The organism is Streptomyces sp. NPDC037421 (genome assembly GCF_055602105.1).
This window is the reverse complement of the sequence record NZ_JBVJWV010000020.1, coordinates 61259-87636: the sequence shown is the minus strand read 5'-3', so window position 1 is coordinate 87636 and position 26378 is coordinate 61259. Positions and strand designations below refer to the sequence as shown.

Genomic DNA, 26378 nt, shown 5'->3' with positions numbered 1-26378 from the left:
CAGCTCTCACCTTCCGGCCCCGGACACAAGCCCGTCACGGCCCTTCCATGAGCGGCTCAAGCGAGGGTCAAGCGGGAGTCAAGCCGCCGTCCGCATTCCGTGCCGCGCCGTGGTTACCGTCCGGTTCGAGGCCTTGTGCCGCCTGGCCGGGAGGCTGATCCGGAACGCCGCCGTCCCGTACCGGGACCACCAGCGGAGCGCCCGTCCGGGGGTGCGCCAGCACCTCCACCGGCTGCCGGTAGACCCGGCTCAGGAGCCCGTCCTCGAACACCTCCGCCGGGGGCCCGGCCGCCGCGATCCGCCCGTCGTGCAGCACCGCCGCCCGGTCGGCGTACGCCGCCGCCAGCCCCAGGTCGTGCAGGACCACGACCACCGCGTCCCCGGCCGCCGCCCGCTCCCGGCAGATCCGCAGCACCAGCTCCCGGTGGCGCAGGTCCAGGGCCGCGGTGGGCTCGTCGAGCAGCAGCAGCGGGGCCCGCTGGGCCAGTACGCGGGCCAGCGCGACCCGGGCCCGCTCGCCGCCGGAGAGATCCGAGAACGGGCGATCGGCGAAACGGGTGACCTCGGTGGCGGCCATCGCCCCGGCCACCGCCTCCTCGTCGGCGTCCGCGAGCCCGGTCCCCGCCCACGGGGCGCGGCCCATCCGGACCACCTCCGCGACCGGGAAGGGGAAGGACAGCGCGGCCGACTGGGGGAGCACCGAACGGCGCAGGGCCAGCTCGGCGGCGCTCCAGCCGTCCACCGGGCGCCCGTCGATCCGTACGGTGCCCGAGGCGGCCGGCACGTCGGCGGCGAGGGCGGCCAGCAGGGTGGACTTCCCGGCACCGTTCGGGCCGGCCAGCGCCAGCACCTCGCCGGCGCGGGCGGCCAGGTCGATCCCGGTGAGCACCTCGCGGTCCCCGAGCCGGACGTGCAGCCCGTCGGCCTCCGCGACGGCGCTCCCGGGGGCGGGACGCGCGGGCACGGCACGCCGGCCGCGTGAAGGGAACCTCACGCCCAGCCCCCCTGCCCGCGGCGGGTGCGGCGCAACAGCCAGAAGAAGAACGGGCTGCCGATCGGCGCGGTCAGCACACCCAGCGGCAGCTCCGCCGGCCGGGCCACCGTCCGGGCGGCCAGGTCGCCCCCGGCCAGGACCGCGGCCCCGGCCAGCGCGCTGCCGGGCACCAGGAAGCGGTGCCCGGGACCGTTCGCCATCCGCAGCAGGTGCGGGACCAGCAGCCCCACGAAGGTGATCACCCCGGCCACGGCCACGGCGGCCGCCGTCAGCAGGGCCACGACCAGGACCAGGGCCAGGCGCAGCCGCTCGACGTCGATCCCGAGGTGACGGGCCGGCCGCTCACCGAGGGCGAGGAGGTCGAGCCTGCGGGCGTGGAAGGGGGCCGCGAGCAGCCCTGCGAGCGCGCACGGCAGCACCGCGAGCACCTTGGGCCAGGTCGCCTGCGCGAGGGAGCCGAGCTGCCAGAAGGTGATCTGGTTGACCTGGCCGCTGTCCGCGAAGAAGACGAACAGCCCGATCAGGGCGCCCGCGAAGGCGTTGACGGCGATACCGGTGAGGATCAGCGTGACCACCTCGGTCCGGCCGCCGCTCCGGGACAGCAGGTAGACGGAGCCGACCGTGACCAGCCCCGCCACGAAGGCGCAGGCGGTGACCGTCCAGTTGCCGAGGAAGGTCAGGCCCAGCCCGATCGCGGCGACCGCGCCCACGGCGGAGCCCGCCGAGATGCCGATCACCCCGGGCTCGGCCAGCGGGTTGCCGAACACCCCCTGCATCAGCGCGCCCGCGCACCCCAGGCTCGCGCCGACCAGCAGCGCGAGCACGACCCGGGGCAGGCGTACGTTCCACAGCACGCTCTCCCCGACCCGGTCGAGCGGAGCCCCGCCGAGGCCCGCCCGGTGCTGGACGGAGGCGAGCACGTCCCCGGTGGGGATGGCGTACGCGCCGACGCCGGCCGAGACCAGCGCGAGCAGCAGCAGCGCGGCGAGGAGCCCGGCCGTGAGCAGCGGCGCCCTGCGGGCCGGCCGCCGCTCCGGGGGAGCCGCGGACGGCAGGCCCCCCGGGCGCGCCTCGGAGGAGGCGGCCACCTCAGGCCCCCTTGCCGTGGAGCTGCGCGACCAGCGAGGACAGCACCTGGTCGGTGCGCGGGCCGTAGTTGAGCAGCACCCCGTCGTCGACGGTGACGACCCTGCGGTCCAGCCCGGCCGGGGTCTGGGCCACGCCCGGGATCCTCACCAGGCCGTCGACGCCGCCCACCGATTCGAGGCCCTTGGACATGACGAGGACGGCGTCCGGGGCGGCCGCGGCCAGGGCCTCGCTGGTGATCGGGGTGAAGTCCTTGCCGAGCCCCGACTCCTTGCCGGTGTCCACCGCGCCCGCCGCCTCCAGCAGCGAGCCGGCGCCCGAGTCGGAGCCGCCCAGCAGGTAGACCGAGGCGGCGCCGCGCAGGTAGAGGAAGGCCACCCGGGGCTTCTTCCCGGCACCGGCCGGAACGCCCTTGCGGGCGGCGGCGATCCGCTCGGCGGTGCGCTGGTTCAGCTGCGCGCCGGCCTCCTGGACGCCCAGTGCGGCGGCGACCGCTTCGATCCGCTTCGGTACGTCCTCCAGGGCCTTGGCGGGCGCGACCACCAGGACCGGGACCCCGGCGTCGCGGATCTGCCGCACCGCCTCGGCGGGGCCGGTGGTGGTCTCCGCCAGGACCAGCGTCGGGCGCAGCGAGAGCACGCTCTCGGCGGAGACCTCGTGTCCACGTGTCACCACCGGCAGGGCCGAGGCCTGTTCGAAGGTGGCGGTGATGTCCCGGGCGACGACCTGCGGGCCGAGGCCGAGGGTCTGCACGATCTCGTTGAGGCCGCCGGTGAGCGGGATGACCCGGTCCGCCGAGGTGACGGTGACCTGCGTCCCGTCGGCCGAGGCGACCGTCACCGGCAGCGCGGGCCGTGCGGCGGCGGCGATCGGCTCCACCCGGTCGGGGAGGGCGGGTGCGGAGCGGCCGGCGGCGGGGCCCGCGGGGGCGTCCGTACCGGCACAGCCGGTGGCGGAGAGCGCGAGTGCGAGCCCGAGGGCCGTCAGGGCGACGGCCAGGCGGGGGAAGCGGGTTGGGGCGGCGGGCGTGGGCACCGGGACACCGTCCTGATCGTCCGGCCGGGAGGCGGGGGCGGGGGCTGGGCCGGACCGAGGGGTTCCCCGCTCGACCCGGATAGTTTAGGTTAGCCTAACCTTACTTACTGGCTCCCGGAATCGTTTGCCGGCCCCTGGATTCGCCAGACCCTGGAGGGGACTTCATGTCCGCAAGACCCGTCCGCGCGTTCGCCGGGACCCTGTTGGCGGCCCTGCTCGCGGCGCTGCTCCCGGCCACCGCCGCCCGCGCGGAGAGCCGTGCCGTGCAGGGGGGACGGCTCGACTGGGGCATCAGATCCTCCTTCCAGAGTTACGTCATGGGCCCGGTCGCGAAAGGCGGTTTCCAGCTGAAGAGCGGCGCCGCCACCGTCGGCGGCAGCCTGTTCCGCTTCCACTCCGCGACCGGCTCCTACGACCCCGCGTCGGGGACGTTCGAGGCCGCGTTCTCGGGCGGGGTGGCCTTCCAGGGCCACCGGAAGCCCGACGGCACGTACGACCTGGACCTGACCGTCAGCCGCCCCACCGTCCGCATCTCCGGCGGCAGCGGCACCCTCTACCTGGACGTGACCGGCAAGGCCAAGGACACCGGCGCGGTCAGCAGCCAGTCCCAGGTGCCCTTCGCCACCCTCGGCCTCGGCGGCATCGACATGAAGGGCGGCGGCAGCCCCATCGTCCTCACCGGCATCCCCGCCACCCTCACCGACCAGGGCGCCAAGGCCTTCGCCGGCTACTACCAGGCCGGCGCGCAGCTCGACCCGGTCAGCCTGTCCGCCGACGTCAAGGCCGCCCCGCAGCCCGCCCCGCCCGCACGGCCGTCCGGCACCCCGGCCGCCGGCCCGGGGGCGCAGGGGGCCTTCACCGACGGCGCCGTCGACTGGGGCGTGCGCCGCACCTTCCGCGAGTACGTCACCGGCTCCGTCGGCCAGGGCAAGTGGACCCTCGCCGAAGGCGCCCAGGACGGCGGCGCACTGTTCCGCTTCCCGCAGGGGAAGGGGACGTACGACAGCCAGAAGGGCGCGCTCGCCGCCGAGTTCGCCGGTAGCGTCCGGTTCACCGGAGCCCATCTCGACCTCGGGCTCGGCAAGGTGGGCGTCAGGGTCGAGAACGGCAAGGGCGTGCTGTCCGCCGACGTGACCACCGGCGGGCAGACCAGGCCGGCCGTGGCGCTCGTCGAGTTCGACGCCAAGGGCCTCAAGACCGAGGGGAAGCTCGCCACCTTGACCGAAGCCCCCGCCACCCTCACCGAAGGCGGTGCCCAGGCCTTCGGCTCCATGTACAGGGCCGGCACCGAGATGGACCCCGTCTCGCTCGCCGTCGCCCTCGAAGCTGGTGCGCGGCTGCCCGCCCTGCCCGACCTCGGCTCCACCGCCTCCCCGGCCCCCACGACCCCGGCCGCCCCGTCCCCCGCCGCCCCGGCCCCCGCGACCGCCGCCCCGGCGGGCGACCCCACCGACACCGGTCTGTACGCGGCCGTGGCCGTGGCCGTACTGGTCCTGGCGGGCGGGGCCGCCCTGCTGGTGGTGCGCAGGCGCCGCGCGGCGGCGTCCGGGACCGCGCCGTAGCCCCCGCTCCTTCCGGCCCCTCCCTCCCTGTTCGTCCCTCCCCGTTCGTCCCGCACCTCCAGGAGATCCCAGCCATGTCGTCCAACCGCCGCCCGGTCGCCGTCGCGGCCGCCGTACTGACCGCGGCCGCCCTCGGCGCCACCGCCTTCGCCCTCCCCGCCGCGGCCGAGGGCGTCGCCCCCGCCGCCGGGGCCGCCCAGGCCGCCGCCGCACCGATACCCGTCGTGGGCGGCACCCTCGACTGGGGGGTGCTCGCGAGCTTCCGCGCCTACGTCACGGGCATGGCGAAGGGCAGGATCACCACGGCGGACGGTGCCACGCAGAACGCGGACGGCACCTTCCGCTTCGGCACGGCCACCGGCCAGTACGACAAGGACGCCGGCCACGTCGTGAAGGCGCAGTTCAAGGGCAGCGTCACCTTCGAGAGCGCGACGCACGGCTTCGTCATCAAGATGGACAACTTCCGCTTCGACACGGGCACCAAGAAGCTGACGGTCGACATCACCAAGAACGGCACGCTCACCAAGGACGTCCCGGCGGCGGCCGTCGCCTTCGCCGGGATGAACATGAGCGGCCTGGCCACCAAGCTGACCAAGGAGCTCGGCGACCAGCTCGGCGCGCCCCAGTACGAGGGCCGTGACGGCGACAAACTGACGGCCGCCCTGGAACTCCGGAAGCCGCCCGTCCAGTCCCCCTCGGCGTCCGCTTCCCCGTCCCCGTCGGCGCCCTCCTCCTCCGCCCCGGCACCCACCCCGTCCGCCGACGCCCCGCAGAAGATCCTCCGGGGCAAGCTGACGTGGGGGGTGATGGCCTCCTTCCACGACTACGTCGGCGAGAAGGGCGTCACCGCCGGCGGCGGAGCCACCAAGAACGGCAAGACCTTCGACTTCTCCTTCGGCAAGGGCGCACTCGACGTCAAGGAGCAGAAGCTGAACGCCGCCTTCGAAGGCTCCGTGCGCTTCGAGTACGCCGCCCACGGACTCGACCTGACCTTCGGCAACATCCGGATCGAGACCGCGGGCAGGACCGGCACCCTGGTCCTGGACGCCAAGACGGCGGCGGGCGCGGCCAACGACATCCCGTTCGCCACGCTCGACCTGTCCAAGGGCGACTACAAGACCAAGGGCGGCCTGCTGACCCTCGAATCCGTCCCCGCCGTCTTCACGGAGAAGGGCTCGGCGGTCTTCGCCAACGGCGGCTCCGTGCCGGAGAAGTACAAGCCGGGCAAGCCCATGGACCCCGTGACCCTCTCCGTCTCCGTGGACAAGGACGCCCCCCTCCCGACGCCCAGCGCCACCGGCACCGCCACGGGCGGCACGGGCACCACGGGCGGTACCGCCACGGGCGGCTCGGCGGGCGGTTCGGTGGGCGGCGGTTCGGCGGGCGGGCCGGCCGGCGGCTCCGCGGGCGGCAACCTCGCCTCCACCGGGGCAGAGGTCCCGGCCGGCGCCCTGCTCGGCGCATCCGCGGGCGTGGTCGCGGCCGGTGCGGGCGCCGTCTACCTCGGGCGCCGCCGCCGGGCGGTCCTGAGCTGACGGAGGCCGGACACCGCGGCGTGCTTGAATGCCCGCGTGAACGATCTAGACGTGATCAGGGTCTTCTGCGCGGGTGACGGCCGCTTCGGCAACCTGCTCGGAGTCGTCCGCGACGGCCGCACCTGCCCGGACGACGACTCCCGGCAGGCCCTCGCCGCGGAACTGGGCTACAGCGAGACGGTGTTCGTCGACGACCCCGAGCGCGGGGTCGTCGACATCCGCACCCCCGGCACGCGGATGTCCTTCGCCGGACACCCGCTGGTCGGGGTCGCCTGGCTGCTGGACATCGAGGAGCTCCAGCCGCCGGCCGGGTCCGTATGGGCGCGCGACGACGGGGAGTTCACCTGGATCACGGCCCGCCCCGAGTGGGTCACCGGCAAGCGCACCGAGCAGTACGCCACCCCCGCCGAGGTCGACGCCCTGCCCGCCCCGCCGCCCGGCGAGGGCTGGCTGTACGCGTGGGCCTGGGAGGACGAGACCGCCGGCCGGATCCGGGCCCGGGGCTTCCCGCGCCGCCCGGACGGGGTCATCACCGAGGACGAGGCCACCGGCTCGGCGGCGGTACTCCTCACCGCCCAGCTGAACCGCGCCCTGAACATCACCCAGGGCGCCGGCTCCCAGATCCTCACCGCACCCGGCCCCGACGGCACCATCGAGATCGGCGGCCGCGTCCGCTTCGCCTCGTAGGCCCCGTGACCGGCGCCGCCGCCATGGGCGGCGTGACGCACGCGGAGGGGGGGGGGGGGGGGGGGGGGGGGGGGGGGGGAGCCGCACCCCCCCCCCCCCCCCCCCCCCCCCCCCCCCCGCACCCGCACCCGCCCGGCCAGGGCCTACGCGGTCAGCGGGAACTCCTCGCCCAGCTCGCGGAAGACCGCCCCGTTGAAGTCGAAGGCCCGCTTGCACTCGTCGATGATGCGCTGCTTCTCCAGGTCGTCCGCGGCGATCGCGTCCAGCAGCTCCCGGTAGCCCCGCTTGAAGGCGGCCGGGTTGGAGATGTCCGCGAAGACGTAGAACCGCACGCCGTCGCCCTTGCGCTCGAAGCCCCAGGTGCGCTCGGCCTTGTCCCGGATGATCTGACCCCCGGAGAGGTCGCCCAGGTAGCGCGTGTAGTGGTGGGCGACGTACCCGCCCGGCCAGGAGGCGGCGCACTCCGCGACCCGGGCCGCGTACGCCTCCGTCGCGGGCAGCGCGCTGACCGCGTCGCGCCAGCCGGGGCCCAGCAGGTGCGCCAGGTCGCGCTCGATCTCGGCGACGCGCATCAGCTCGGGCCGTATGAAGGGGCCCGCCACCGGGTCGTCCCGCAGGGACTCGGCGCCGTCCTCCAGCGCCTGGTACACGAACCACAGCTGCTCGGTGTAGCGGGTGTACGCGTCCACGCCGAGCCGGCCGCCGAGCAGGTCGCTCATGAACGAGGAGGTCTCGGCTTCGGTGTGCTGCTCGTGCGAGGCGACACGGATGACCGTGGAGAACGCGTCCAAGACTGACCTCCGGAGGAGAGGAGCGGGCCGTGGCGGCACGCCGCCGCCACGCCCGATCCTCCTGCTTAGGCTTACCTAAGTCAATGTGTTCCCGACGTGTTGTCGGTAAAAACCCTCCGGGCGGCAAAAACTCGCCGCCGGCCCCCTACGGCAGGGTCAGGATCTCCGCGCCGGTGTCCGTCACCACCAGCGTGTGCTCGAACTGCGCCGTGCGCTTGCGGTCCTTCGTGACGACCGTCCAGCCGTCCTCCCACATGTCGTACTCGTGGGTGCCCAGCGTCAGCATCGGCTCGATGGTGAAGGTCATGCCGGGCTCGATCACGGTCGTGGCGTGCGGGCTGTCGTAGTGCGGGATGATCAGGCCGGAGTGGAAGGACGAGTTGATGCCGTGCCCGGTGAAGTCCCGGACCACCCCGTACCCGAAGCGCTTCGCGTACGACTCGATGACGCGGCCGATGACGTTGATCTGACGGCCGGGCTTGACCGCCTTGATCGCCCGGTTCAGGGCCTCGCGCGTGCGCTCCACCAGCAGCCGCGACTCCTCGTCCACCTCGCCGCAGAGGTAGGTGGCGTTGTTGTCGCCGTGCACCCCGCCGATGTACGCGGTCACGTCGAGGTTCACGATGTCGCCGTCCCGCAGGACGGTCGAGTCCGGGATCCCGTGGCAGATGACCTCGTTGAGCGAGGAGCACAGGGACTTCGGGAACCCCCGGTAGCCGAGCGTCGAGGGGTAGGCGCCGTGGTCGCACATGTACTCGTGCGCGACCCGGTCCAGCTCGTCGGTGGTCACCCCCGGCGCGATGTGCTTCGCCGCCTCCTCCATCGCCTGCGCGGCGATCCGGCCGGCGATGCGCATGGCCTCGATGGTCTCGGCCGACTGCACCTCCGGTCCGGTGTACGGAGTGGGCGCGGGCTTGCCCACGTACTCGGGCCGGCGGATGTTTCCGGGGACGGAACGGACGGGAGAGAGCTCGCCTGGTACGAGCAGCGACTGGCCAGACATGCAAGCGAGTGTATCCAGCGGCGATGGGGCAGCATGGCGACGAGGAGCGGTATCGAACGGTATCGAGCGGCGGTGCCGGGAGACCGTGCCGGAAGGAGCCCGAAGGCGATGGCCCTGTTCAAGAAGCGTCAGGTGGGGAAACCGGGCGAGTGGTACTACTGCCTGGTCCACCAAAAGGTCGAGGAGGGCCCCGAGTGCCCGGCCAAGGACCGCTTCGGCCCCTACACCACGCGCGAGGAGGCCGCCCACGCCATGGAGACGGCGCAGGAGCGCAACCTCGAATGGCAGAACGACCCCAAGTGGAACGACAAGACCCGCGAGGAGGAGGAAGGCGGCGCCACCCCCTGAAGCCGCGGCCCTGAGGCCACGCCCGCATGCCGCTCCTTGATCCCGCCGCCTACCAGCGGCTGGGCGGCGGGGAGGCCAGCTGGTCGGCCAGCCGTGCCAGCCGGTCGCGCAGCCGCCGCGGGCCCCGCCGCTCCGGCGGGCCGTTCTCCCCGGCCGCCGCGCTGACCAGGTGCTGCACCGTGTCCAGATCCAGCTCCGAGCCGGCGGCGGGCACCGACAGGGCGTCGTGGGCGAGAGCGGTCAGGTCCGGGTCCCCGCCGTCCAGGGACAGTACGGTCGCCCCCGCGCGCCGGGCGTGGTGCACCCGCTCCAGCAGCCCCCCGCCGGGCCGCTCCGGAGCCACCACCAGGAGCGTGTGCCCGCGCCGGGCGGCCTCCAGCCGGCCCAGCCCGACCGACAGGTGCGGCGGCTCACCCGGCCGCACGTGATGGCGTACCAGCGTCGGCGCCAGCTCCGGCTGACCCGACCAGGCGGCCTCGTCCACCAGGTGCGCCGCCAGGTGCCAGGGCTCGTACTGCTCGGTGCCCACCAGCAGCAGGCTGCCGCCGGCCGGCGCCACCGACCGCCGCAGCGAGCCCGCGAAGCGCCGGGCCTCGGCCGGCCACCGGGTCCCGGCGAGCACCTCGCGCAGCAGCGCCACCCTCACGGCATCCATGCGGCATCCATGGCCGCATCCTGCACCATCGGGCCCTCCTCGTCCGGCCTACCCGGCAGTACGCTCGCCAGCATGACTTCCTCAGACAGCACGCAGAAGCCGCCGGCCAAGGACCCCTGGGACCTCCCCGACGTCTCCGGCCTCGTCGTCGGCGTCCTCGGCGGCACCGGCGACCAGGGCCGCGGCCTCGCCTACCGGCTCGCCCGCGCCGGCCAGAAGGTGATCATCGGCTCCCGCGCCGCCGACCGCGCGCAGAGCGCCGCCGAAGAGCTCGGCCTCGGCGTCGAGGGCGCCGACAACGCCGAATGCGCCCGCCGCAGCGACATCGTGATCATCGCGGTTCCGTGGGAGGGCCACGCCAAGACCCTCGAAGCCCTGCGCGAGGACCTCGCGGGCAAGCTCGTCGTGGACTGCGTGAACCCCCTCGGCTTCGACAAGCAGGGCGCCTACGCCCTCCAGGTCGAAGAGGGCAGCGCCGCCCAGCAGGCCGCCGCCCTGCTCCCCGGCTCCCGCGTCACCGCCGCCTTCCACCACCTCTCCGCCGTCCTCCTCCAGGACGCCTCGGTCGAGGAGATCGACACCGACGTGATGGTCCTCGGCGAATCCCGCGCCGACACCGACCTCGTCCAGGCCCTCGCGGCCCGCATCCCCGGCATGCGCGGCGTCTTCGCGGGCCGCCTGCGCAACGCCCACCAGGTCGAGGCGATGGTGGCCAACCTCATCTCCACCAACCGCCGCTACAAGGCACACGCGGGCCTCCGCCTCACCGACGTGTGACATCACCACCCCCGGGCCCCGCACCGGCGGCGGGGCCCGGACGGGATGGGGGACACTGGAGGGGTTCGACCCCCTTCCGTGTCGCCGAGGAGCTGTTCCGGATGCCCCGCCTTGCCGTGTTCGCCGTTGTCGTCTGCGTCCTTGCCGTGGCCGCGGCCGTGGTCGCCTTCGTGGAGGGCAGCTTCCTCGGGATCGTGTGGGTGCTGCTGGCCGGCGTCACGTCCAACATGGCCTGGTTCTACATCCGCAAGGCCAAGGCCGAGAAGCAGCAGCGGGCCGCGTAGCCGGCCGGATCAGTCCTGCGGGGCCGTGCAGAAGAACCCTTCGGAGTCCTGCCAGAAGCGGTACAGGTTGCGGCCGCAGTAGGTCTCCAGGTCCGAGACGCCCAGCGCGCGCAGGATCCCGCGGACCGCGTCGAAGAAGACGGCGTTCACCTCCGGGATCCACAGCAGCGCGAACACCCCGATCAGCGCGAACGGCGCCAGCGGGGCCAGCTCGCGGCGGACGCGGTGGGACAGCCACGGCTCGATCACCCCGTAGCCGTCCAGGCCCGGGACCGGCAGGAAGTTCAGGATCGCCGCCGAGACCTGGAGCAGCGCGAGGAACGCCAGCGCGAAGCGGAAGGGCAGCGGGACCCCGTCGAGGGCGCCCAGCCAGAACGGGGCCGTGCAGACGACGGCGAAGGCCACGTTCGTCAGCGGGCCCGCCGCCGAGACCAGGCTGTGCTTCCAGCGGCCCCGGATCCGGTCGTGCTCGATGTACACCGCCCCGCCGGGCAGGCCCAGCCCGCCCAGGATCACGAAGACCACCGGCAGCACGATGCTGAGCAGCGGGTGCGTGTACTTCAGCGGGTTCAGGGTCAGGTAGCCCTTCGCGCCGACCGTGATGTCGCCGCCGTGCAGCGCGGTGCGGGCGTGCGCGTACTCGTGCAGGCACAGCGAGACCACCCACGCCGACGTGACGAAGAGGAACACGGCCAGCCCCGCGCTCGCCGCGTAGTCCGTCCACACCGCCCAGCCGGTCACGGCCATGACGGCGACGATGCCGAGGAACACGGAACTGATCTGCCGCTCGCCGCGGACGCCCTGATGACCCATGCGGCGAAACCTATCCCGGGCTCGGCGCCGCCGGGGGCGCGGGGGCCGGAGAGAATGGCCCGGTGCGTTACGTGATTCTCGGCACCGCCCAGGCCATCCGCGACGACGGCACCCCCGTCGCCGTCGGCGGAGCGCGCCTGCGCGCGCTCCTGACCGCCCTCGCCCTGCGCCCCGGCCGCGCCGTCCCGGCCGGGCTGCTGGTCGCCGAGGTGTGGGACGCCGACCCGCCGGCCGACGCCGTCGCCGCGCTCCAGGCGCTGGTGGGGCGGCTGCGGCGGGCGCTGGGGCACGCGGCCGTGCGGTCCGTGGAGGGCGGCTACCAGCTGGAGGCGGAGCGGGAGGACGTCGACCTGTACCGCTTCGAACGGCTCGCGCGCTCCGCCGCGGCCGACCCGGACCCGGCCCGGGCGGCGGCCCTGTACGACGAGGCGCTCGCGCTGTGGCGGGGCCCCGCGCTGGCCTCCCTCCCCGATCCGGCGGCCGAGTCCGCGCGCTGGGAGGCCGTACGGATGGACGCGCGCCGGGGCCGCCTGGGCGCGGCGCTGGCGCTGGGCGAAGCGGAACAGGCCCTGCCGGAGCTGACCGAGCTGTGCGCGCGGCAGCCGCTGGACGAGTCCTCGCAGGTGCTGCGGATCCGGGCCCTGCGTGCGGCGGGCCGCCCGGCGCAGGCGCTGGCCGCGTACGAGACCGTCCGTCAGGACCTCGCCGCCCGCCTCGGCACGGACCCGGGCCCCGCCCTGCGCTCCCTCCACTCGGAACTCCTCTCCCCACCGGCCCAGGCCCCCGCCCCGCCCGGCCCCGCCCACCGGCCCGCGGCCCCCGCCCCGCCCGGCCCCGGCGCCGAAGCCGCCCGCCCCCCGGCCGACCGGCCCGCGGGCCCCGCGAGCGGCGGCGCACCCCACCCGGCCGCCCCCGCCACCCGGCCCGGTGCCCCCGCCGGAGCCCCCGCCCCCGCCGCCCCCGCACCCGGGAACCTGCGGGCGCGGCTCACCACCTTCGTCGGGCGGGAGGAGGACATCCGCGTCATCGGCGACGACCTCGCCAGGGCCCGGCTCGTCACGCTGCTCGGCCCCGGAGGCGCCGGGAAGACGCGGCTCTCGCAGGAGGCCGCCGAGACCCACGCCCGCGCCGCGGGCGAAGGCTGGCCCGACGGGGTGTGGTTCGTAGAGCTGGCGCCCGTGGAGGATCCCGAGGACGTCCCCGAGGCGGTCCTCGCCGCGCTCGGCGCCCGCGAGACCAAGCTGCGCGGCACCGCCGCCGAGGAACTGCGCGCGCTGACCGACCGGGGCGGGGACGACCCCCTCGACCGGCTCGCCGAGCACTGCTCCCGCCGCCGGCTGCTGCTGCTCCTGGACAACTGCGAGCACGTCATCGGCGCCGCCGCCGAACTCGCCGAACGCCTCCTCACCCACTGCCCCGGCGTCCGGATCCTCGCCACCAGCCGGGAACCCCTCGGCGTGCCCGGGGAGTTCCTGCGCCCCGTCGAACCCCTGCCGGACCCCGTCGCGCTGCGGCTCCTCGCCGACCGCGGGGCCGCGGCACGGCCCGGCTTCAGCGTCGCCGCCGACCCGGCCGCCGCGGCCGAGATCTGCCGCCGCCTGGACGGTCTGCCGCTCGCCATCGAGCTGGCCGCCGCCCGGCTGCGGCTGCTCACCCCGCGCCAGATCGCCGACCGGCTCGACGACCGCTTCCGGCTGCTGACCGGCGGCGCCCGCACCGTCCTGCCCCGCCAGCAGACCCTGCGCGCCGTCGTCGACTGGTCCTGGGACCTCCTCGACACCGCCGAGCGCACCGTCCTCGCCCGGCTGTCCGTCTTCGCCGGCGGCTGCGACCTGGAGGCCGCCGAAGCCGTCTGCGCGTCCCCGGACCCGGACCCGGAGACCGGGGACGCCGTCGATGTCGCCGACGCGATGGCCACCCTGGTCGACAAGTCCCTCGTCGTCGCCGCGCCCGGCCCCGCCGGCGACATGCGCTACCGCCTCCTGGAGACCGTCGGCGAGTACGCCGCCGAGCGCCTCGCCGAGGCCGGCGGCGACCGGGGGGCCACCGAGCACCGCCACCTCGTCCACTACCGCGAACTCGCCCGCACCTCCGAGCCCCTGCTCCGCGGCCACGGCCAGCGCGCGGCCGCCGACCGGATCGCCACCGAGTACGAGAACCTCCGCAGCGCCCTGCGCCGCGCCGTCGCCACCCGCGACGCGCACGAAGCGCTGTGCCTCGTCCACTCCCTCGGCTGGTACTGGCACATGCAGGACCTGCGCGCCGAGTCCCGGCACTGGTCCGACGCCGCCGCCGGACTCGGCCCCGACCCCTTCCTGCCGCCCCACACCCCCGCCGATCCCGTCTACGAACGGCTCGTCGACTCGCCCCCGCCCTACTCCGGCGAGGTGCTCGCCGAGGGCTGGCGCGCCCTGCACCTCGTACGCCTCGCCGCCCGGGACCAGACGAACACCGACTGGGACAGCCCGGAGGTCCGCGAGCAGGTGGCCGGGGTGCTCGCCACCTACCGGCCCGGCCTCCCGCAGACCTGCCGCACCCCGGCCTCCCTGTGGATCTACGCCGTGATGATCGCGGGAGACGCGGGCCTGCTCAAGCGGGTCGTGGACGCCACCATCGACACCGCCCGGGAGCTCGGCTACCGCTGGGAGCTCGCCTCCGGCCTCCAGCTGCGGGCCAACATCCTCGCCAACCGGGCCGACTGGGCCGGCGACGCCTCCCGCGACGCGGACGAGAGCCTGGCCCTCTTCCGCGAGCTCGGCGACGACTGGGGCTGCGCCGAGGCCCTGTCGGCCCGCGCCGAGTCCCGGGAGAAGCGCGGGGACTACGCCCTTTCCGCGCAGGACTACCTCGCGGCCATCGAGCACGCCGAGCGTCTCGGCGCCAAGGCGCAGGTGACGGTGCTGCGCGTGCGGATGGCCGGCTCCCTCGTCGAGAGCGGCCGGATCGAGGAGGCCGAACGGATCCTCACCGAAGCCCTCACCTCCGTGGTGCGGTTCGCCAACGAGTCCGTGCCCGCCGCGCGGATGTTCCTGGCCGGCGTCTACGGGCGCACCGGCCGGATCCCCGAGGCCCGCGAACAGATCCGGCTGCTTCGGGAGGAGTTCGCGTTCGGCGCGTTCGCCGTCTTCGACGTGTTCCTGCTCGCCACGACGGCCTGGCTGGACAACCAGGAGGGCAAGCACGAGGACGCCCTCCTGCTGGCCCGCGAGGCCGCGCAGGCCGTCCGGCACCCGCTGGCGATGATGGTCGCCCCGTACATGCCGGCCCTCTACCTGCTGACGGCCGCGGTGGCCCGGGGCGGCATCGGCGGCCCGGGGCAGGCGTACGAGAGCGCGCGGCTGATCGGCGCCTACCGCGGCCACCTGCCGGCCGGGCACGTCCCGGTCTCCTCGGAACGCGAGGACGCCGCCCGGGCCGAGGAACGGGCGCGGGCGGCGCTGGGCGACGCGGCCTACGAGGCGGCGTACGCCGAAGGCGGCGGCCTCTCCCTGGAGGAGGCCACCGCCCTCATCTGATCCGGCAGGCTCCCCCGTGCGGTGCCGTCCGGGACGCGATCCGGACGGACCGGCCGGGCCGGGATCAGGTCTTCTGGCGGAACTTGCGGACCGCGACCGGCATGGTGACGGCCGTGATGGCGACCGACCAGGCCAGGGTGATCCACACGGAGTTGCCCAGCGGGGTGCCGTTGATCAGGCCGCGGGCCGCGTCGGCCAGGTTGGACAGCGGGTTGACGTCGGTGAAGCTCTGCAGCCAGCCGGGCATCGTGGTGGGCGGGGCGAAGATCGAGCTGCCGAACTGCAGCGGCATCAGGACCAGCATCGCCATGCCCTGGACGGCCTGCGCGGTCTTCATGGTCAGACCGAGCAGGATGAAGACCCACATCAGCGAGGCGCCGAAGACGGCCGACAGCCCGATGGCGAGGAACAGGTCCAGCACCGAGGACTTGATGGACAGGCCCAGCAGGAAGCCCACGGCCAGCAGGATCGCGATGGCGACCATCATCCGGCCGAGCTCGACGACGATCTTCGCGATGAGGACCGAGGAGCGGGCGATGGGCATGGACCGGAAGCGGTCCATCACGCCCTTCTTGAAGTCGTCGTTGACGCCGGTGCCGACGCCCATCGCGATGTTCATGCCCATCATCGCCATCATGCCCGGGACGACGTAGTTGACGTAGTCGTCCTGGTTGCCCTTGCCGGAGATCGCGCCGCCGAAGACGAACACGAACAGCAGCGTGAAGATGATCGGCATGAGCACGACGTCGAACATCGACTCCGGGTCCTGCTTGATCTGGAGGGCGTTGCGGCGGACCAGGGCGCCGATGTGGCGCAGGTTGGCCCGCAGGCCGATCCGGCCCTCGCCGGACAGCGGGGAGGCGGCCGCGGCGGCCGCGGTGGTGCTGGGCTTCGTCGTGGTTACGGTGCTCATGCCGCGACCTCCTGATCCGTCTCGGTCTTCCGGGTGGGTACGGCGTCCTCGGCCGTCACCGGCTTCTGGCCGGTGATGGACAGGAACACCTCGTCCAGGCTGGGCAGGTACGTGCCGAGGTCGGCGATCGCGTACCCGCGGGCGGCCAGCAGGCCGACCACGGCGGTCAGCTGCTCGTCGCTGAGGATCGGGACCAGCAGCACGCCCTCGTCCGGCACCGCCTGGGAGCCGGCGACGCCGTCCAGGCCGGTCTCCGCCAGTGCGCGGGCCATGCCCGGCAGGTCGGACGCGTCCACCGGGCGGATCCGCAGGGTGCGGCCGCCGACCCGGGCCTTCAGCTCGTCGACCTTGCCCTTGGCGATGACCTTGCCGCGGTCGATGACCGTCAGCTCGCTGGCGAGCTGCTCGGCCTCCTCCATGTACTGGGTGGTGAGCAGGACGGTGACGCCCTCGGCGACCATCCGCTGCACCTCGTCCCACACCTCGTTGCGGGTACGGGGGTCCAGGCCGGTGGTCGGCTCGTCCAGGTAGAGCACGGCCGGCCGGCCGATCATCGAGGCGGCCAGGTCGAGCCGGCGGCGCATGCCGCCGGAGTAGTTCATCGCCGCCTTCTTCGCGGCCTCCGTGAGGGAGAACCGCTCCAGCAGCTCGTCCGCGCGGGCCCGGGCGTCCTTGCGGGACAGGTCCAGCAGCCGGCCGATCATGTAGAGGTTCTCCCAGCCGGAGAGCTTCTCGTCGACCGAGGCGTACTGGCCGGTCAGGCCGATGGTGCGGCGCAGCTGCCGGGGCTGGCGGACCACGTCGTAGCCGGCGACCGTGGCGGTGCCGGCGTCGGGGACGATCAGGGTGGACAGGCAGCGGACCAGGGTGGTCTTCCCGGCGCCGTTCGGGCCGAGGACACCGAGCACGGTGCCCTCGCGGACGTCCAGGTCGACCCCGTCCAGGGCCTTGGTCTCGCCGTAGTGCTTGACCAGCCCCCGCACTTCCACGGCGTGGGCGTTCTTGTCGTTTCGCGTCATGTCCACCATGGGACCAGCCGCCACTGACAAAGCTCCGACAGCCGGCCGACAGCAGACCGACGGCCCGCCGACAAGGCTGTCGGCGGGCCGTCGGAACTACCGGTCGGTTCTTCCGGGACTATCGGTTCTTCCGGGACTAGTGGAAGGCGTGCTCCTCCTGCGGGAACGTTCCGCCGACCACGTCCTCGGCGAAGGCCTTCGCCGCGTCACCCATGGTCCGGCGCAGGTTCGCGTACTGCTTCACGAACCGCGGCATCTTCCCGCCGGTCAGACCCATCATGTCGGTCCACACCAGCACCTGGGCGTCGCACTCCGAACCGGCACCGATACCGACGGTCGGGATGTGCAGGGACCGGGTGACCTCGGCGGCCAGCTCGGCCGGGACCAGCTCCAGGACCACCGCGAAGGCACCCGCGTCCTGCGCCGCCTTCGCGTCGCGCAGCAGCTGGTGCGCGGCCTCGTCGGTGCGGCCCTGCACCCGGTAGCCCATGGCGTTCACGGACTGCGGGGTCAGGCCCAGGTGGGACATGACCGGGATGCCGGACTGCACGATCAGCTCGGTCTGGTGCAGCGAGCGCTCGCCGCCCTCCAGCTTGACCGCCCCGACGCCGGCCTCCTTCACCAGCCGGGTCGCGCTGCGCAGCGCCTGCACGGCGCCTTCCTGGTAGGAGCCGAACGGCAGGTCGCCGACGACCAGGGCACGGCTGGTGCCCCGTACGACGGCCGCCGACAGCAGGGTCATCTCGTCCATCGTCACGGGGACGGTGGTGTCGTAGCCGAGGTGACAGTTGCCCATCGAGTCACCGACGAGGATCACCGGAATGCCGGCCTCGTCGAACACGGACGCCGTCATGGCGTCGTAGGCGGTGAGCATGGGCCACTTCTCGCCGCGCTCCTTGGCGAGCATGAGGTCGCGGACGGTGATCCGCCGGGTGCCAGTGCCTCCGTACAGGGTGGGGGAGGCGGCTTCGCGGGCAGGCGAAACGGCATGCGTCATTGCAACTGCTCCTTGTGTCATCTCGAGGCGCCCTCACGGCGTCCCCGGACTCACCCACCATGGTGGCACTCGTCCGGCCGTCGGCGGAAGTGGCCGGGCCGCGACGCGCTGACCCGTCCGTCACACTCCTGGCCCGCCTCCGGGCGCGCCGGAGCCAATGTGCGCGTTTCGTGACAACCGGAACCCTTGCCGCACGGCCGTTCGTCCTCCCGGTTGTACGGCCGCGAGGTCGGCACGGAAGGCTCCCGACATCGCCTAGGGTCAAGGGGCGGGGACGGAGCGCGAGCACGGCAGCGAGGATGTGGCATGGCACAGGCGTACATGACGGAGACGGGGAACGGCGGCTCCGAGCCCGGACCCTCCGGATCCGGACTGAAGCGCCGACTGGCCGAACTGCGCCGCGACCGGGGCATCTGGAAGCGGGGGATCGTCACCGCCGGCATCGCCGCGCTGATCTCGCTGGTCATGATCTTCCACGCCGAGCTGTCCAACGACGTCGGCAACCTCGGCAGCCTCACCGAGACCTTCCTGCCCTGGCTGGGCCTGGGCGTCCCGGTGCTGCTGGCCATCGCCGTGGTCCGCAAGTCCGCGACGGCCCTGATCGCGATACTGCTGACGGCCGCGGTCTGGGTGAACCTCTTCGGCGGCCTGGTCACCGACAAGTCGGGCTCCGGAGGCAACCTGATGGTCGCCACCCACAACGTGGACGCCGACAACCCGGACCCGCGCGGCACCGCCGAGGCGGTCGCCAAGTCGAAGGCCGACGTACTGGCCCTGACCGAGCTCAAGGCGAGCGCCGTCCCCGTCTACGAGAAGGCCCTCGAAGGCGTCTACAAGTACCACGCGGTCGAGGGCACGGTCGGCGTGTGGAGCAAGTACCCGCTGACCTCCAGCAAGCCCGTGGACATCCGGCTCGGCTGGACCCGCGCCATGCGCACCACCGTCGCGAGCCCCTTCGGCGAGATCGGCGTCTACGTCGCCCACCTGCCCTCGGTCCGCGTCAAGCTCAACGCCGGCTTCACCGCCAACCAGCGCGACAACAGCGCCGACGCGCTCGGCGCGGCCCTCGCCGCCGAACCGCTGAAGAACGTCATCCTGCTCGGCGACCTCAACGGGACCATGAACGACCGCGCCCTGTCCGAGGTCACCTCGCAGATGCGCTCCACGCAGGGCGCGGCCGGCGACGGCTTCGGCTTCAGCTGGCCCGCGCAGTTCCCGATGGCCCGGATCGACCAGATCATGGTCCGCGGGGCCAAGCCGGAGGCCTCCTGGACCCTGCCGCGCACGGGCAGCGACCACCTTCCGGTCGCCGCCCGGCTGACCGTGCGGAAGTAGCGGAAGCAGCGGGCGGTGCCGGCCGCCCGAGGGGCGGCCGGCCACGGCCTACGGCTGCTCGCGCCAGCCGTTGGTGATGGGCAGCCGGCGGTCCTTGCCGAAGCCCTTCGCGGAGATCTTGGTGCCCGGCGGGTACTGGCGGCGCTTGTACTCCGCCGTGTCCACCATCCGCAGGGTCTTCACGACGAGCTCCCGGTCGAAGCCGGCCGCGACGATCTCCTCCAGGCCCTGGTCCCGGTCCACGTACCGGTCGAGGATCGCGTCGAGCACCGGGTAGTCCGGCAGCGAGTCGGTGTCCACCTGCCCCGGGCGCAGCTCGGCGCTCGGCGGCTTCACGATCGAGTTCTCCGGGATGGGCGGGGTCTCGCCCCGCTCGACGGCGGCCCGGTTGCGGTAGCGGGCGAGCCGGAAGACGTCGCTCTTGTACACGTCCTTGATCGGCCCGTAGGCGCCGACGGAATCCCCGTAGAGGGTGGAGTAGCCGACGGCCAGCTCGGACTTGTTGCCCGGTGCCAGCACGATGTGGCCCTCCTGGTTGGAGACCGCCATCAGCATGGTGCCGCGCAGCCGGGACTGGAGGTTCTCCTCGGCCAGGCCGGTCAGGCCCAGCGAGCCCATGTAGGCGTCGAACATCGGCTCGATAGGGACGGTGCGGAAGTTCAGCCCGGTGCGCGCCGCCAGGTCGGCGGCGTCGCCCATGGAGTGCTCCGAGGAGTACTTCGAGGGCATGGCGATGCCGTACACGTTCTGCGCGCCGATCGCGTCGCAGGCGATGGCCGCGACGAGCGCCGAGTCGATGCCCCCGGAGAGCCCGATCAGGACGGAGCGGAAGCCGTTCTTGCGCACGTACGCGCGCAGGCCCACCACCAGCGCGTCGTAGACCTCCTCGTCGTCGTCCAGCCGTTCGGCGTAGCCGCCCGTCACGACCGGCTCGTAGGCCTCCACCGGTTCCTCGGAGAGGATCACGCGGTCGATGCGCAGGCCGTCGTCGACGATGCCCGTGGGGGCGTCGGCCCGTGCGGCGGGGAGGTCCAGGTCGACCAGGACGCAGCCCTCGGAGAACTGCGGGGCGCGGACGACGACCTCGCCGGAGGCGTCCACGACGATCGAGTCGCCGTCGAAGACCAGCTCGTCCTGGCCGCCGATCATCGCCAGGTAGGCGAGGGTGCAGCCGGCCTCCTGGGCGCGCTTGCGGACCAGTTCGAGGCGTACGTCGTCCTTGTTGCGCTCGTACGGGGACGCGTTGACCGAGATCAGCAGCCCGGCCCCGGCGGAGCGGGTGGCCGGGACGCGGCCGCCCTCCTGCCACAGGTCCTCGCAGATGGCGAGGGCCACGTCGACGCCGTGGACCCGGACGACGGGCTGGGTGTCGCCGGGCACGAAGTACCGGAACTCGTCGAACACCCCGTAGTTGGGCAGGTGGTGCTTGGCGAACCGCAGCACGACCTCGCCGCCGTACAGGACGGCGGCGGCGTTCTCCGGGGAGCCGGCGGGGCGGCCGAGCCGGGGGGCGGCCCGGTCGCTGCGGTCGAGGTAGCCGACGACGACGGGGAGCCCGCCGAGCCCCTCGTCCGCCAGCCGCCGGGCCAGCGCGGTCAGGGCGGCGCGGGACGCGTCGACGAAGGACGACCGCAGGGCCAGGTCCTCGACGGGGTATCCCGTCAGCGTCATCTCCGGGAACGCCACCAGGTGGGCGCCCTGCTCGGCGGAGTGCCGCGTCCAGTGCACGACCGAGTCGGCGTTGGCGGCGATGTTGCCGACCTGCGAGTCGATCTGATTCAGAGCGAGGCGAAGTTGAGGCACGGGGCCCAGTCTAATCGTCTTTCTGACGCGATGTCCTGGGTCCCGGCCTCACGGGCGGTTCGGCGGGGGTTCAGCGGACGGGGCCGGTGAACTTCGCCGGGGGCAGCAGGACGCCGGGGGAGAGCTCCGCGCTGATGCTCCTGGTCCCCTCGGGCACCTCGAAGGCGGCACTGCCGGAGGCCGTCTGGCCGGGGTCGAGGACGGTGTCGACGCGCTTGGGCATCCGGCCGTCGAAGACGAGCCTGCCGGCCAGGCCCTTGTCGTCGCGGACCTCGGGGATCGCGTGGACGACGCGCTGGGGCTCGGCGGAGGTGTTGGTGATGGTGAAGCGCACCTCGACCGCGTTGCCCACCTCGATCCACTTGCTGCTGGTCGTGTACTTCCGGGGCGCTTCGACGGTCACCTTGACGCCGTTGGGGTACGTGTACGTACGGCCGAAGTCGAGCGGGGTGGTCATGCCGGGGCCCGGCGGCGGCGTGGGGGCCGGGGCGTCCTCCCAGTCCTCGTCCCAGTCCTCCTCCCAGTCCTCGTCCGGGTCGACCGCGACGTGGCGGGAGGCGCGGTCGACGGCCCTGTCGACGAAGGCGACGGTGAAGAACCAGCCGCCGACGCACGCGCCGAGGCCGAGGACGCCGAGGGCCACGCCGACGAGGGACATCACCTTGCGCGGGGCGCCGGCCCGGGCGCGCACGAAGGCGGCGATGCCGAGGCCGAGGGCGGTCAGGCCGAGGAGTGCGCCGACCCAGAACACGAACGGCACGAGGGCGACCGGGACGGCCGCCAGACCCAGCACCAGCGCGGCGACGGCCATCCCGTTGGAGGGCGCGGCGGGCACGGGCTGGAAGGCGGGGTAGGCGGAGTAGGCGGGGTAGCCGGAGTACGCGGCGTAGGGCGCCGCGGGCGGCTGGCCGGGCTGGCCCCAGGCCCCGGTGGGCGGCACGGACGGCGGCGGGGCGGCTCCGGGGGCGGGCGTCGCCCAGGGGTTGTACTCCCCGGCCGGCGGGGCCTGCGCGGGCGGCTCCTGCGCGGGCGGCGGGGTCTGTGCCCGGGACGCCTCCGGCTGCGGGGTCCCGGCCCGCGGGGCCCCGTCCGGCGCGGGGGTCTTGGTCAGCGACGGGCCCGCCTGCTCCGGGGCGGGGGTCTCCGCCGGCGCGGCACCGGCCTGCGGGGTCTTCGTCAGCGACGGCTTCGCCGTCTCCGGGGCCGGGGCCTCGGACGCGGGGGCCTCGGGCGCCGGGGCCTGCGTCGGCGGGGCGTCCGTCGGCGGTGTCTTCTCCAGTGACGGCTTCGCCGTCCCGGGTATGGGCGGGACCGCGGGCTCGGACGGCGGACCGGACGGGGTCCCGGGCGGGTTCGGGGGCGTGCTCATACCTGTCGGCGTCCTTGGAGTGTGCGGCGTACGGGGCGGGAAACGCGGTGTACGGACGATGCGGGCAGACTGCCATGCCCCCCGGCCCCCTCCAAGCCGTTTCGGCCCCTCCCCCGCGCGGGGGAGCGGAATCGGCCGATGTGCCGGAATCAGGACTTCCGCCGAGGGGAGGGCGAGGGAACGCGGCGGCCGGCGCGCACGTTCTCCCCGTGTGGGACTCGGCCGGACGGCCCAGGGCGCGCATCCGGGCGATCCCCGGCGGCGGCGCCGCCCGGGGGTGCCGCACGCCGACGCCGGATCTGCTGAGGATCATTCACACCATGCGCACAGAACGCCCGAACCGTCCGCACCGCCCCGAAGGAGACCCACCCCCCACGACGTGGCCCGTCGCCCTCCTCGTCGGTCTGGGCGCGGCCGCCTACACCGCCTGGGTGCTCGAAGTCGTCCTCTCCACCGGCCTCAACCCCATCGAGACCTACGTCAGCGAGCTCGCCGCCCAGGACCAGCCCCTCGGCGGCCTCTTCCGGGCCACCGACTTCACCGCCGGCCTGCTCGTGTTCCTCGGCGGGCTGCTCGCCCTGGCCCGCCTGGTCCGCCACCCCGAGTCCCGGGGCCCCTGGGCCGTCGCGGGCTGGGCCGGGGTCACCCTCTTCGGCGCGGCCACCGCAGCCGACGCCTGGCTGCCGCTCAGCTGCCAGCCGACCGCCGACCCGGAGTGCGCCGCCCGCGAGACCGCCGGCCTCGTCCCGGCCACCCACCAGGCCCACGCCGTCAGCAGCAGCCTCGCCATGACCGGCGCCCTCATCGGGATAGTGGCCCTCACCGTCGCCGCCCGCCGGTACGGACGGCTCGCACCCCTCGCCCGCTACGGCCCCGCCCTCGTCGTCCTGGAGCTGCTCGCCACCGCCTGGACGCTGACCGCCATCACCCTGTTCACCGCCGGGCACGGGACCTGGGCGCTCGGGGCGGGGCAGCGGCTCCAGGTGCTGCTGGTCGCGCTCTGGCTGGGGCTGCTGGCCCACTCCGTCCACAAGGAGCGCCGCACGTGATTCCCCCGGCCCCGAACCCCCGCTTCGTCCGCGTGGACGGGGTCCCGCTGCACGTGGTCGTCGAGGGCGCCGGGCCCGCGGTGGTGCTGAGCGCCGGGCTCGCCATGGCCTGGTTCGACTGGGACCCGGTCGCGGCCCTGCTCGCGGCCCGGGGCCGCACCGTGATCCGCTTCGACCGCCCGGGGCACGGGCTGAGCGCCCCGGCCACCGAGCCGCCCGGCGCCGCCGCCGAGGCCCGCCGGATCGCCGGGCTGCTGGACGCGCTGGGACTGGACGCGCCGGGGCTGGGCGCGCCGGGGCTGGGCGCCGCCCCCGTCACCGTCGTCGGGCACTCCATCGCCGGGTTCCACGCCGAGGCCTTCGCCCGCCTGTACCCGGAGCGCACCGCCGCCCTGGTGCTGGTCGACTCCAGCGTCGAGGAGGCCCCCCGCACGCTGCTCCCCGCCGCGCTGCGCACCGGCGCCGCCCGCGCCCTCGGCCGGGCCGTCACCGCCGCCGGGCTCCCCGCCGCGCTGGGGCCCGCGCTGCGGGGAGCGGCCGTACGGGCCTCCCGGGCCGGCCGGGCCGCGGACCCGGCCGCGCGGGACCTCGTACGCCGCTGCTACCGCACGGGCCGGGTCTGGCGCGGGGCCCTCCTGGAGAACTCCCGCTACCCGGACACCGCCGCCGAGCTGCTCGCCCTGCGCGCGGAGCACCCGCTGAAGGCCCCCGCCACCGTGCTGGCCGGCCACGACGGCCCGCCCGGCGACGCCGCCCCGCGCTGGCTCGGCCGCCAGGCGGCACTGGCCGACCGGCTCGGCGCCCGCTTCGAGGTCGCGGAGCCGGCCGGGCACCTGGTCATGCTGGACCGCCCGCACCAGGTGGCACGGGCGGTCCTGGACGCCGCCGCTCCCGCGTAGCCGGCCTCAGCGCGGAGCCGCCCCGCGCTGGCGGAGCATGTCCGCCATCAGCTTCAGCTCCGACTGCTGCGCCTCGGCCATGCCCTGCGCCAGCGCCCGCTCCGCCGGGGTGCCGCACTGGCGGGCACAGCCCTCGGCCATGGACACGCCGCCCTTGTGGTGGTCGGTCATCAGCTGGAGGTACAGCACCTCGGCGTCCCGGCCGTTCGCCGCGCCGAGCCGCTCCAGCTCCTCCTTGGTGGCCATGCCGGGCATCAGCGCCCCGGGCTTGGCGCCCGCGTGTCCCGCGTGGCCGCCGTGCCCCTCACCGGACTGCATCCAGGACATCGGCGGCTCGTCGGCCACCACCTTCGGCAGCCCCCACAGGTCCAGCCAGCCCAGCAGCATGCCGCGCTGGTTGGCCTGCGTGTTCGCGATGTCGTACGCGAGCCCGCGCACGGGCTCGTCCTGGGTGCGGTCGCGGACGATGAAGGACATCTCCACCGCCTGCTGGTGGTGCACCGCCATGTCCCGGGCGAAGCCCGCGTCCGGCGAGTACAGGGCCGGCGCGGCGGACGCGGGGCGGTCGCCGCCGCCGTCCGGGCCGTTCGCGGTGGCGACCGTGGCCCCCACCGCGAACAGCACGGCCAGCACGACCGCCGCGCCCGCCGCCCAGTACGTACGGGTCACTTCTCGCCCAGCCCGTTGGTGCAGGCCGCGCCCGGCTCGGGGGTCTGCGGGCCCTGCACGTACTTGGTGAAGAACTGCGCCACGCGGGGGTCGTCCGACTTGTCGACCGTCAGCTGCTTGCCCCAGGCGCTGAGCATGATCGCGCCGGCCTGCTCCTTGACGGGGCTCAGCAGCGTGTAGGGGGTCTTGCCGACCTTCTCCGCGAGCTTGTCGACCTCGGCCTTGTCGGCCTTGTCGTTGTACGTCACCCAGACCGCGCCGTGCTCCAGCGAGTGGACGGCGTTCACCTCGGGGACCGGGTTCTTGTAGACGTCGCCGTTGCAGTTCATCCAGCGGGGGTGGTGGTCGCCGCCGACGGGCGGGTTCATCTCGTACTTGACCTGGGTCTCGACGTGGTTGCGGCCGAGCTTCTTCGCGTCCCAGGTCTGCTCGCCCGAGACCGGGGCCTTGCGGGCCGCCGCCGCGTCCTTCTCCTTCTGCTTCTGGTCGATCAGCACCCAGGACCCGAACCCGACGAGTCCGGCGACGATCGCCGTGGAGATGCCGATCGCGAGGAACTTGTTGCGCCGCTCGCGCGACTGCTCGGCGCGGCGCATCTCGGCTATGCGCTGCTGGCGGGAGTTCTGCTGTGACGTCCTGCTGGCCATGTGCCCTGGATTCCTTCTGCTGAGGGGGTGTGGGGGTGGTGCCGTCAATGCCGTCCGGTGCGCCGGGGAGCTCAGGTCCGCAGCACTTGCAGGACGTGCAGGCCGGGGGCGCGCGCGAGGGTGCCGGGCGGCCGCACCGGCCCCGCGGCCGCGCCCGGGCGGGCGGCGGGCGCAGGTCCGCTCCGGGGCAGGGCCGCTACGGGCGGCGGGGCGGGCAGCACGGCCGGGGTCACATGGGAGAGGGGGGAGCAGCCCGGAAGGTCGTACGGGGACACGCAGGTGGCGTGCGTTCCGTGCCCGGCGTGCACCCGTCCGGGTTCCGCCGCGGGCCGCACGCACAGGAAGGCCATGCCGGCCGCCACCCCGGCCGCGACCAGCAGCACGAGGACGGCACGCCGGAGGGGACGCCCGTGGCGCCCGCTCCGCGTGTGCTCCCAGCCCCCCATGGGCGCTGATGGTAATGCTCATGACGGGCCCTGGGTCAGAGCGGGGGTGCCATCGGCCTTGGGGGGTGCGTAATGTGGCGGAAACCACCGCTGGCGATACTGGACGGGCCCGACTGCGCCCCCCGTCCTTTTGGGGTGGTGGTGCAC

Annotated in this window: 25 protein-coding genes; 10 read left to right on the top strand and 15 right to left on the bottom strand. The window is 74.2% G+C overall.

Annotation, left to right across the window (positions count from 1 at the left end; translation table 11 throughout):
* Positions 1-67 precede the first annotated feature (67 nt).
* The 3 genes from ACZ7IF_RS25730 to ACZ7IF_RS25720 are packed head-to-tail and all read right to left on the bottom strand — an operon-like array spanning position 68 to position 3115.
* Complete coding sequence (locus ACZ7IF_RS25730; RefSeq protein WP_470975568.1) at positions 68-994, bottom strand: heme ABC transporter ATP-binding protein; 927 nt, start codon at positions 992-994, stop codon at positions 68-70.
* Complete coding sequence (locus ACZ7IF_RS25725) at positions 991-2082, bottom strand: FecCD family ABC transporter permease (protein ID WP_470975565.1); 1092 nt, start codon at positions 2080-2082, stop codon at positions 991-993. Before ACZ7IF_RS25725 ends, ACZ7IF_RS25730 begins: the two co-directional genes overlap by 4 nt.
* Before the next feature lies 1 nt (position 2083).
* Entirely contained in the window at positions 2084-3115 is a 1032-nt protein-coding gene (locus ACZ7IF_RS25720) for a heme/hemin ABC transporter substrate-binding protein (RefSeq protein ID WP_470975562.1), read from the bottom strand.
* A gap of 164 nt (positions 3116-3279) precedes the next feature.
* Here ACZ7IF_RS25720 and ACZ7IF_RS25715 point away from each other — a divergent pair, with 164 nt between their 5' ends.
* From ACZ7IF_RS25715 to ACZ7IF_RS25705, 3 genes are all read left to right on the top strand, one after another.
* The gene (locus tag ACZ7IF_RS25715; RefSeq protein WP_470975559.1) at positions 3280-4677 is read left to right on the top strand and encodes an HtaA domain-containing protein; all 1398 of its coding nucleotides are present in this window, start codon (positions 3280-3282) and stop codon (positions 4675-4677) included.
* A 74-nt stretch (positions 4678-4751) separates the two neighbouring features.
* A complete protein-coding gene (locus tag ACZ7IF_RS25710) occupies positions 4752-6212 on the top strand; it encodes an HtaA domain-containing protein (protein ID WP_470975557.1) in 1461 nt (486 codons plus the stop codon).
* A 36-nt stretch (positions 6213-6248) separates the two neighbouring features.
* Complete coding sequence (locus ACZ7IF_RS25705; protein WP_470975554.1) at positions 6249-6899, top strand: PhzF family phenazine biosynthesis protein; 651 nt, start codon at positions 6249-6251, stop codon at positions 6897-6899.
* Positions 6900-7042: 143 nt separating this feature from the next.
* Here the strand turns inward: ACZ7IF_RS25705 and ACZ7IF_RS25700 are convergent, their stop codons facing one another.
* Entirely contained in the window at positions 7043-7690 is a 648-nt protein-coding gene (locus ACZ7IF_RS25700; RefSeq protein WP_470975551.1) for a biliverdin-producing heme oxygenase, read from the bottom strand.
* Positions 7691-7835: 145 nt separating this feature from the next.
* The gene (gene map, locus ACZ7IF_RS25695) at positions 7836-8693 is read right to left on the bottom strand and encodes a type I methionyl aminopeptidase (protein ID WP_405980921.1); all 858 of its coding nucleotides are present in this window, start codon (positions 8691-8693) and stop codon (positions 7836-7838) included.
* 108 nt (positions 8694-8801) lie between these two features.
* Between map and ACZ7IF_RS25690 the strand changes: the two genes are divergently transcribed.
* The gene (locus tag ACZ7IF_RS25690) at positions 8802-9041 is read left to right on the top strand and encodes a hypothetical protein (protein WP_470975548.1); all 240 of its coding nucleotides are present in this window, start codon (positions 8802-8804) and stop codon (positions 9039-9041) included.
* A gap of 49 nt (positions 9042-9090) precedes the next feature.
* Here ACZ7IF_RS25690 and ACZ7IF_RS25685 read toward each other — a convergent pair whose 3' ends face one another.
* Positions 9091-9696 carry a hypothetical protein gene (locus tag ACZ7IF_RS25685; RefSeq protein WP_470975546.1) on the bottom strand — a complete coding sequence of 202 codons (606 nt, stop codon included), beginning with the start codon at positions 9694-9696 and terminating at the stop codon, positions 9091-9093.
* Positions 9697-9768: 72 nt separating this feature from the next.
* On the opposite strand from ACZ7IF_RS25685, the gene npdG reads away from it, so the two are divergent.
* Complete coding sequence (gene npdG / locus ACZ7IF_RS25680) at positions 9769-10473, top strand: NADPH-dependent F420 reductase (protein ID WP_470975544.1); 705 nt, start codon at positions 9769-9771, stop codon at positions 10471-10473.
* 101 nt (positions 10474-10574) lie between these two features.
* The gene (locus ACZ7IF_RS25675; protein ID WP_470975542.1) at positions 10575-10757 is read left to right on the top strand and encodes a hypothetical protein; all 183 of its coding nucleotides are present in this window, start codon (positions 10575-10577) and stop codon (positions 10755-10757) included.
* 9 nt (positions 10758-10766) lie between these two features.
* Here ACZ7IF_RS25675 and ACZ7IF_RS25670 read toward each other — a convergent pair whose 3' ends face one another.
* On the bottom strand, positions 10767-11570 hold the full coding sequence (locus ACZ7IF_RS25670) for a site-2 protease family protein (protein ID WP_470975540.1): 804 nt from the start codon (positions 11568-11570) through the stop codon (positions 10767-10769).
* 62 nt (positions 11571-11632) lie between these two features.
* On the opposite strand from ACZ7IF_RS25670, the gene ACZ7IF_RS25665 reads away from it, so the two are divergent.
* A complete protein-coding gene (locus ACZ7IF_RS25665) occupies positions 11633-15085 on the top strand; it encodes an AfsR/SARP family transcriptional regulator (RefSeq protein WP_470975538.1) in 3453 nt (1150 codons plus the stop codon).
* Between the two features lie 64 nt (positions 15086-15149).
* On the opposite strand, the gene ACZ7IF_RS25660 is transcribed toward ACZ7IF_RS25665, so the two are convergent.
* From ACZ7IF_RS25660 to panB, 3 genes are all read right to left on the bottom strand, one after another.
* Complete coding sequence (locus ACZ7IF_RS25660; protein ID WP_470975536.1) at positions 15150-15998, bottom strand: ABC transporter permease; 849 nt, start codon at positions 15996-15998, stop codon at positions 15150-15152.
* On the bottom strand, positions 15995-17026 hold the full coding sequence (locus tag ACZ7IF_RS25655) for an ATP-binding cassette domain-containing protein (protein WP_470975533.1): 1032 nt from the start codon (positions 17024-17026) through the stop codon (positions 15995-15997). Before ACZ7IF_RS25655 ends, ACZ7IF_RS25660 begins: the two co-directional genes overlap by 4 nt.
* A gap of 127 nt (positions 17027-17153) precedes the next feature.
* Entirely contained in the window at positions 17154-18014 is an 861-nt protein-coding gene (panB, locus tag ACZ7IF_RS25650) for a 3-methyl-2-oxobutanoate hydroxymethyltransferase (RefSeq protein WP_470975530.1), read from the bottom strand.
* Positions 18015-18320: 306 nt separating this feature from the next.
* Between panB and ACZ7IF_RS25645 the strand changes: the two genes are divergently transcribed.
* Entirely contained in the window at positions 18321-19349 is a 1029-nt protein-coding gene (locus ACZ7IF_RS25645; RefSeq protein WP_470975527.1) for an endonuclease/exonuclease/phosphatase family protein, read from the top strand.
* Positions 19350-19397: 48 nt separating this feature from the next.
* Here ACZ7IF_RS25645 and ACZ7IF_RS25640 read toward each other — a convergent pair whose 3' ends face one another.
* Entirely contained in the window at positions 19398-21152 is a 1755-nt protein-coding gene (locus ACZ7IF_RS25640) for an NAD+ synthase (protein WP_470975524.1), read from the bottom strand.
* A gap of 70 nt (positions 21153-21222) precedes the next feature.
* A complete protein-coding gene (locus ACZ7IF_RS25635) occupies positions 21223-22521 on the bottom strand; it encodes a DUF4352 domain-containing protein (RefSeq protein WP_470975521.1) in 1299 nt (432 codons plus the stop codon).
* A gap of 320 nt (positions 22522-22841) precedes the next feature.
* Here ACZ7IF_RS25635 and ACZ7IF_RS25630 point away from each other — a divergent pair, with 320 nt between their 5' ends.
* Together ACZ7IF_RS25630 and ACZ7IF_RS25625 are read left to right on the top strand one after the other, a co-directional pair.
* Positions 22842-23570, top strand: coding sequence for a DUF998 domain-containing protein (locus ACZ7IF_RS25630; protein WP_470975518.1), 729 nt, complete (start codon positions 22842-22844; stop codon positions 23568-23570).
* Positions 23570-24469, top strand: a complete 900-nt coding sequence (locus tag ACZ7IF_RS25625; RefSeq protein ID WP_470975692.1) for an alpha/beta fold hydrolase — start codon at positions 23570-23572, stop codon at positions 24467-24469. Before ACZ7IF_RS25630 ends, ACZ7IF_RS25625 begins: the two co-directional genes overlap by 1 nt.
* Positions 24470-24475: 6 nt before the next feature.
* Here ACZ7IF_RS25625 and ACZ7IF_RS25620 read toward each other — a convergent pair whose 3' ends face one another.
* From ACZ7IF_RS25620 to ACZ7IF_RS25610, 3 genes are all read right to left on the bottom strand, one after another.
* Positions 24476-25138, bottom strand: coding sequence for a DUF305 domain-containing protein (locus ACZ7IF_RS25620; RefSeq protein WP_470975516.1), 663 nt, complete (start codon positions 25136-25138; stop codon positions 24476-24478).
* Positions 25135-25785, bottom strand: coding sequence for a DUF3105 domain-containing protein (locus tag ACZ7IF_RS25615; RefSeq protein ID WP_470975513.1), 651 nt, complete (start codon positions 25783-25785; stop codon positions 25135-25137). Before ACZ7IF_RS25615 ends, ACZ7IF_RS25620 begins: the two co-directional genes overlap by 4 nt.
* 71 nt (positions 25786-25856) lie before the next feature.
* On the bottom strand, positions 25857-26231 hold the full coding sequence (locus ACZ7IF_RS25610; protein ID WP_470975510.1) for a hypothetical protein: 375 nt from the start codon (positions 26229-26231) through the stop codon (positions 25857-25859).
* Positions 26232-26378: the final 147 nt, after the last annotated feature.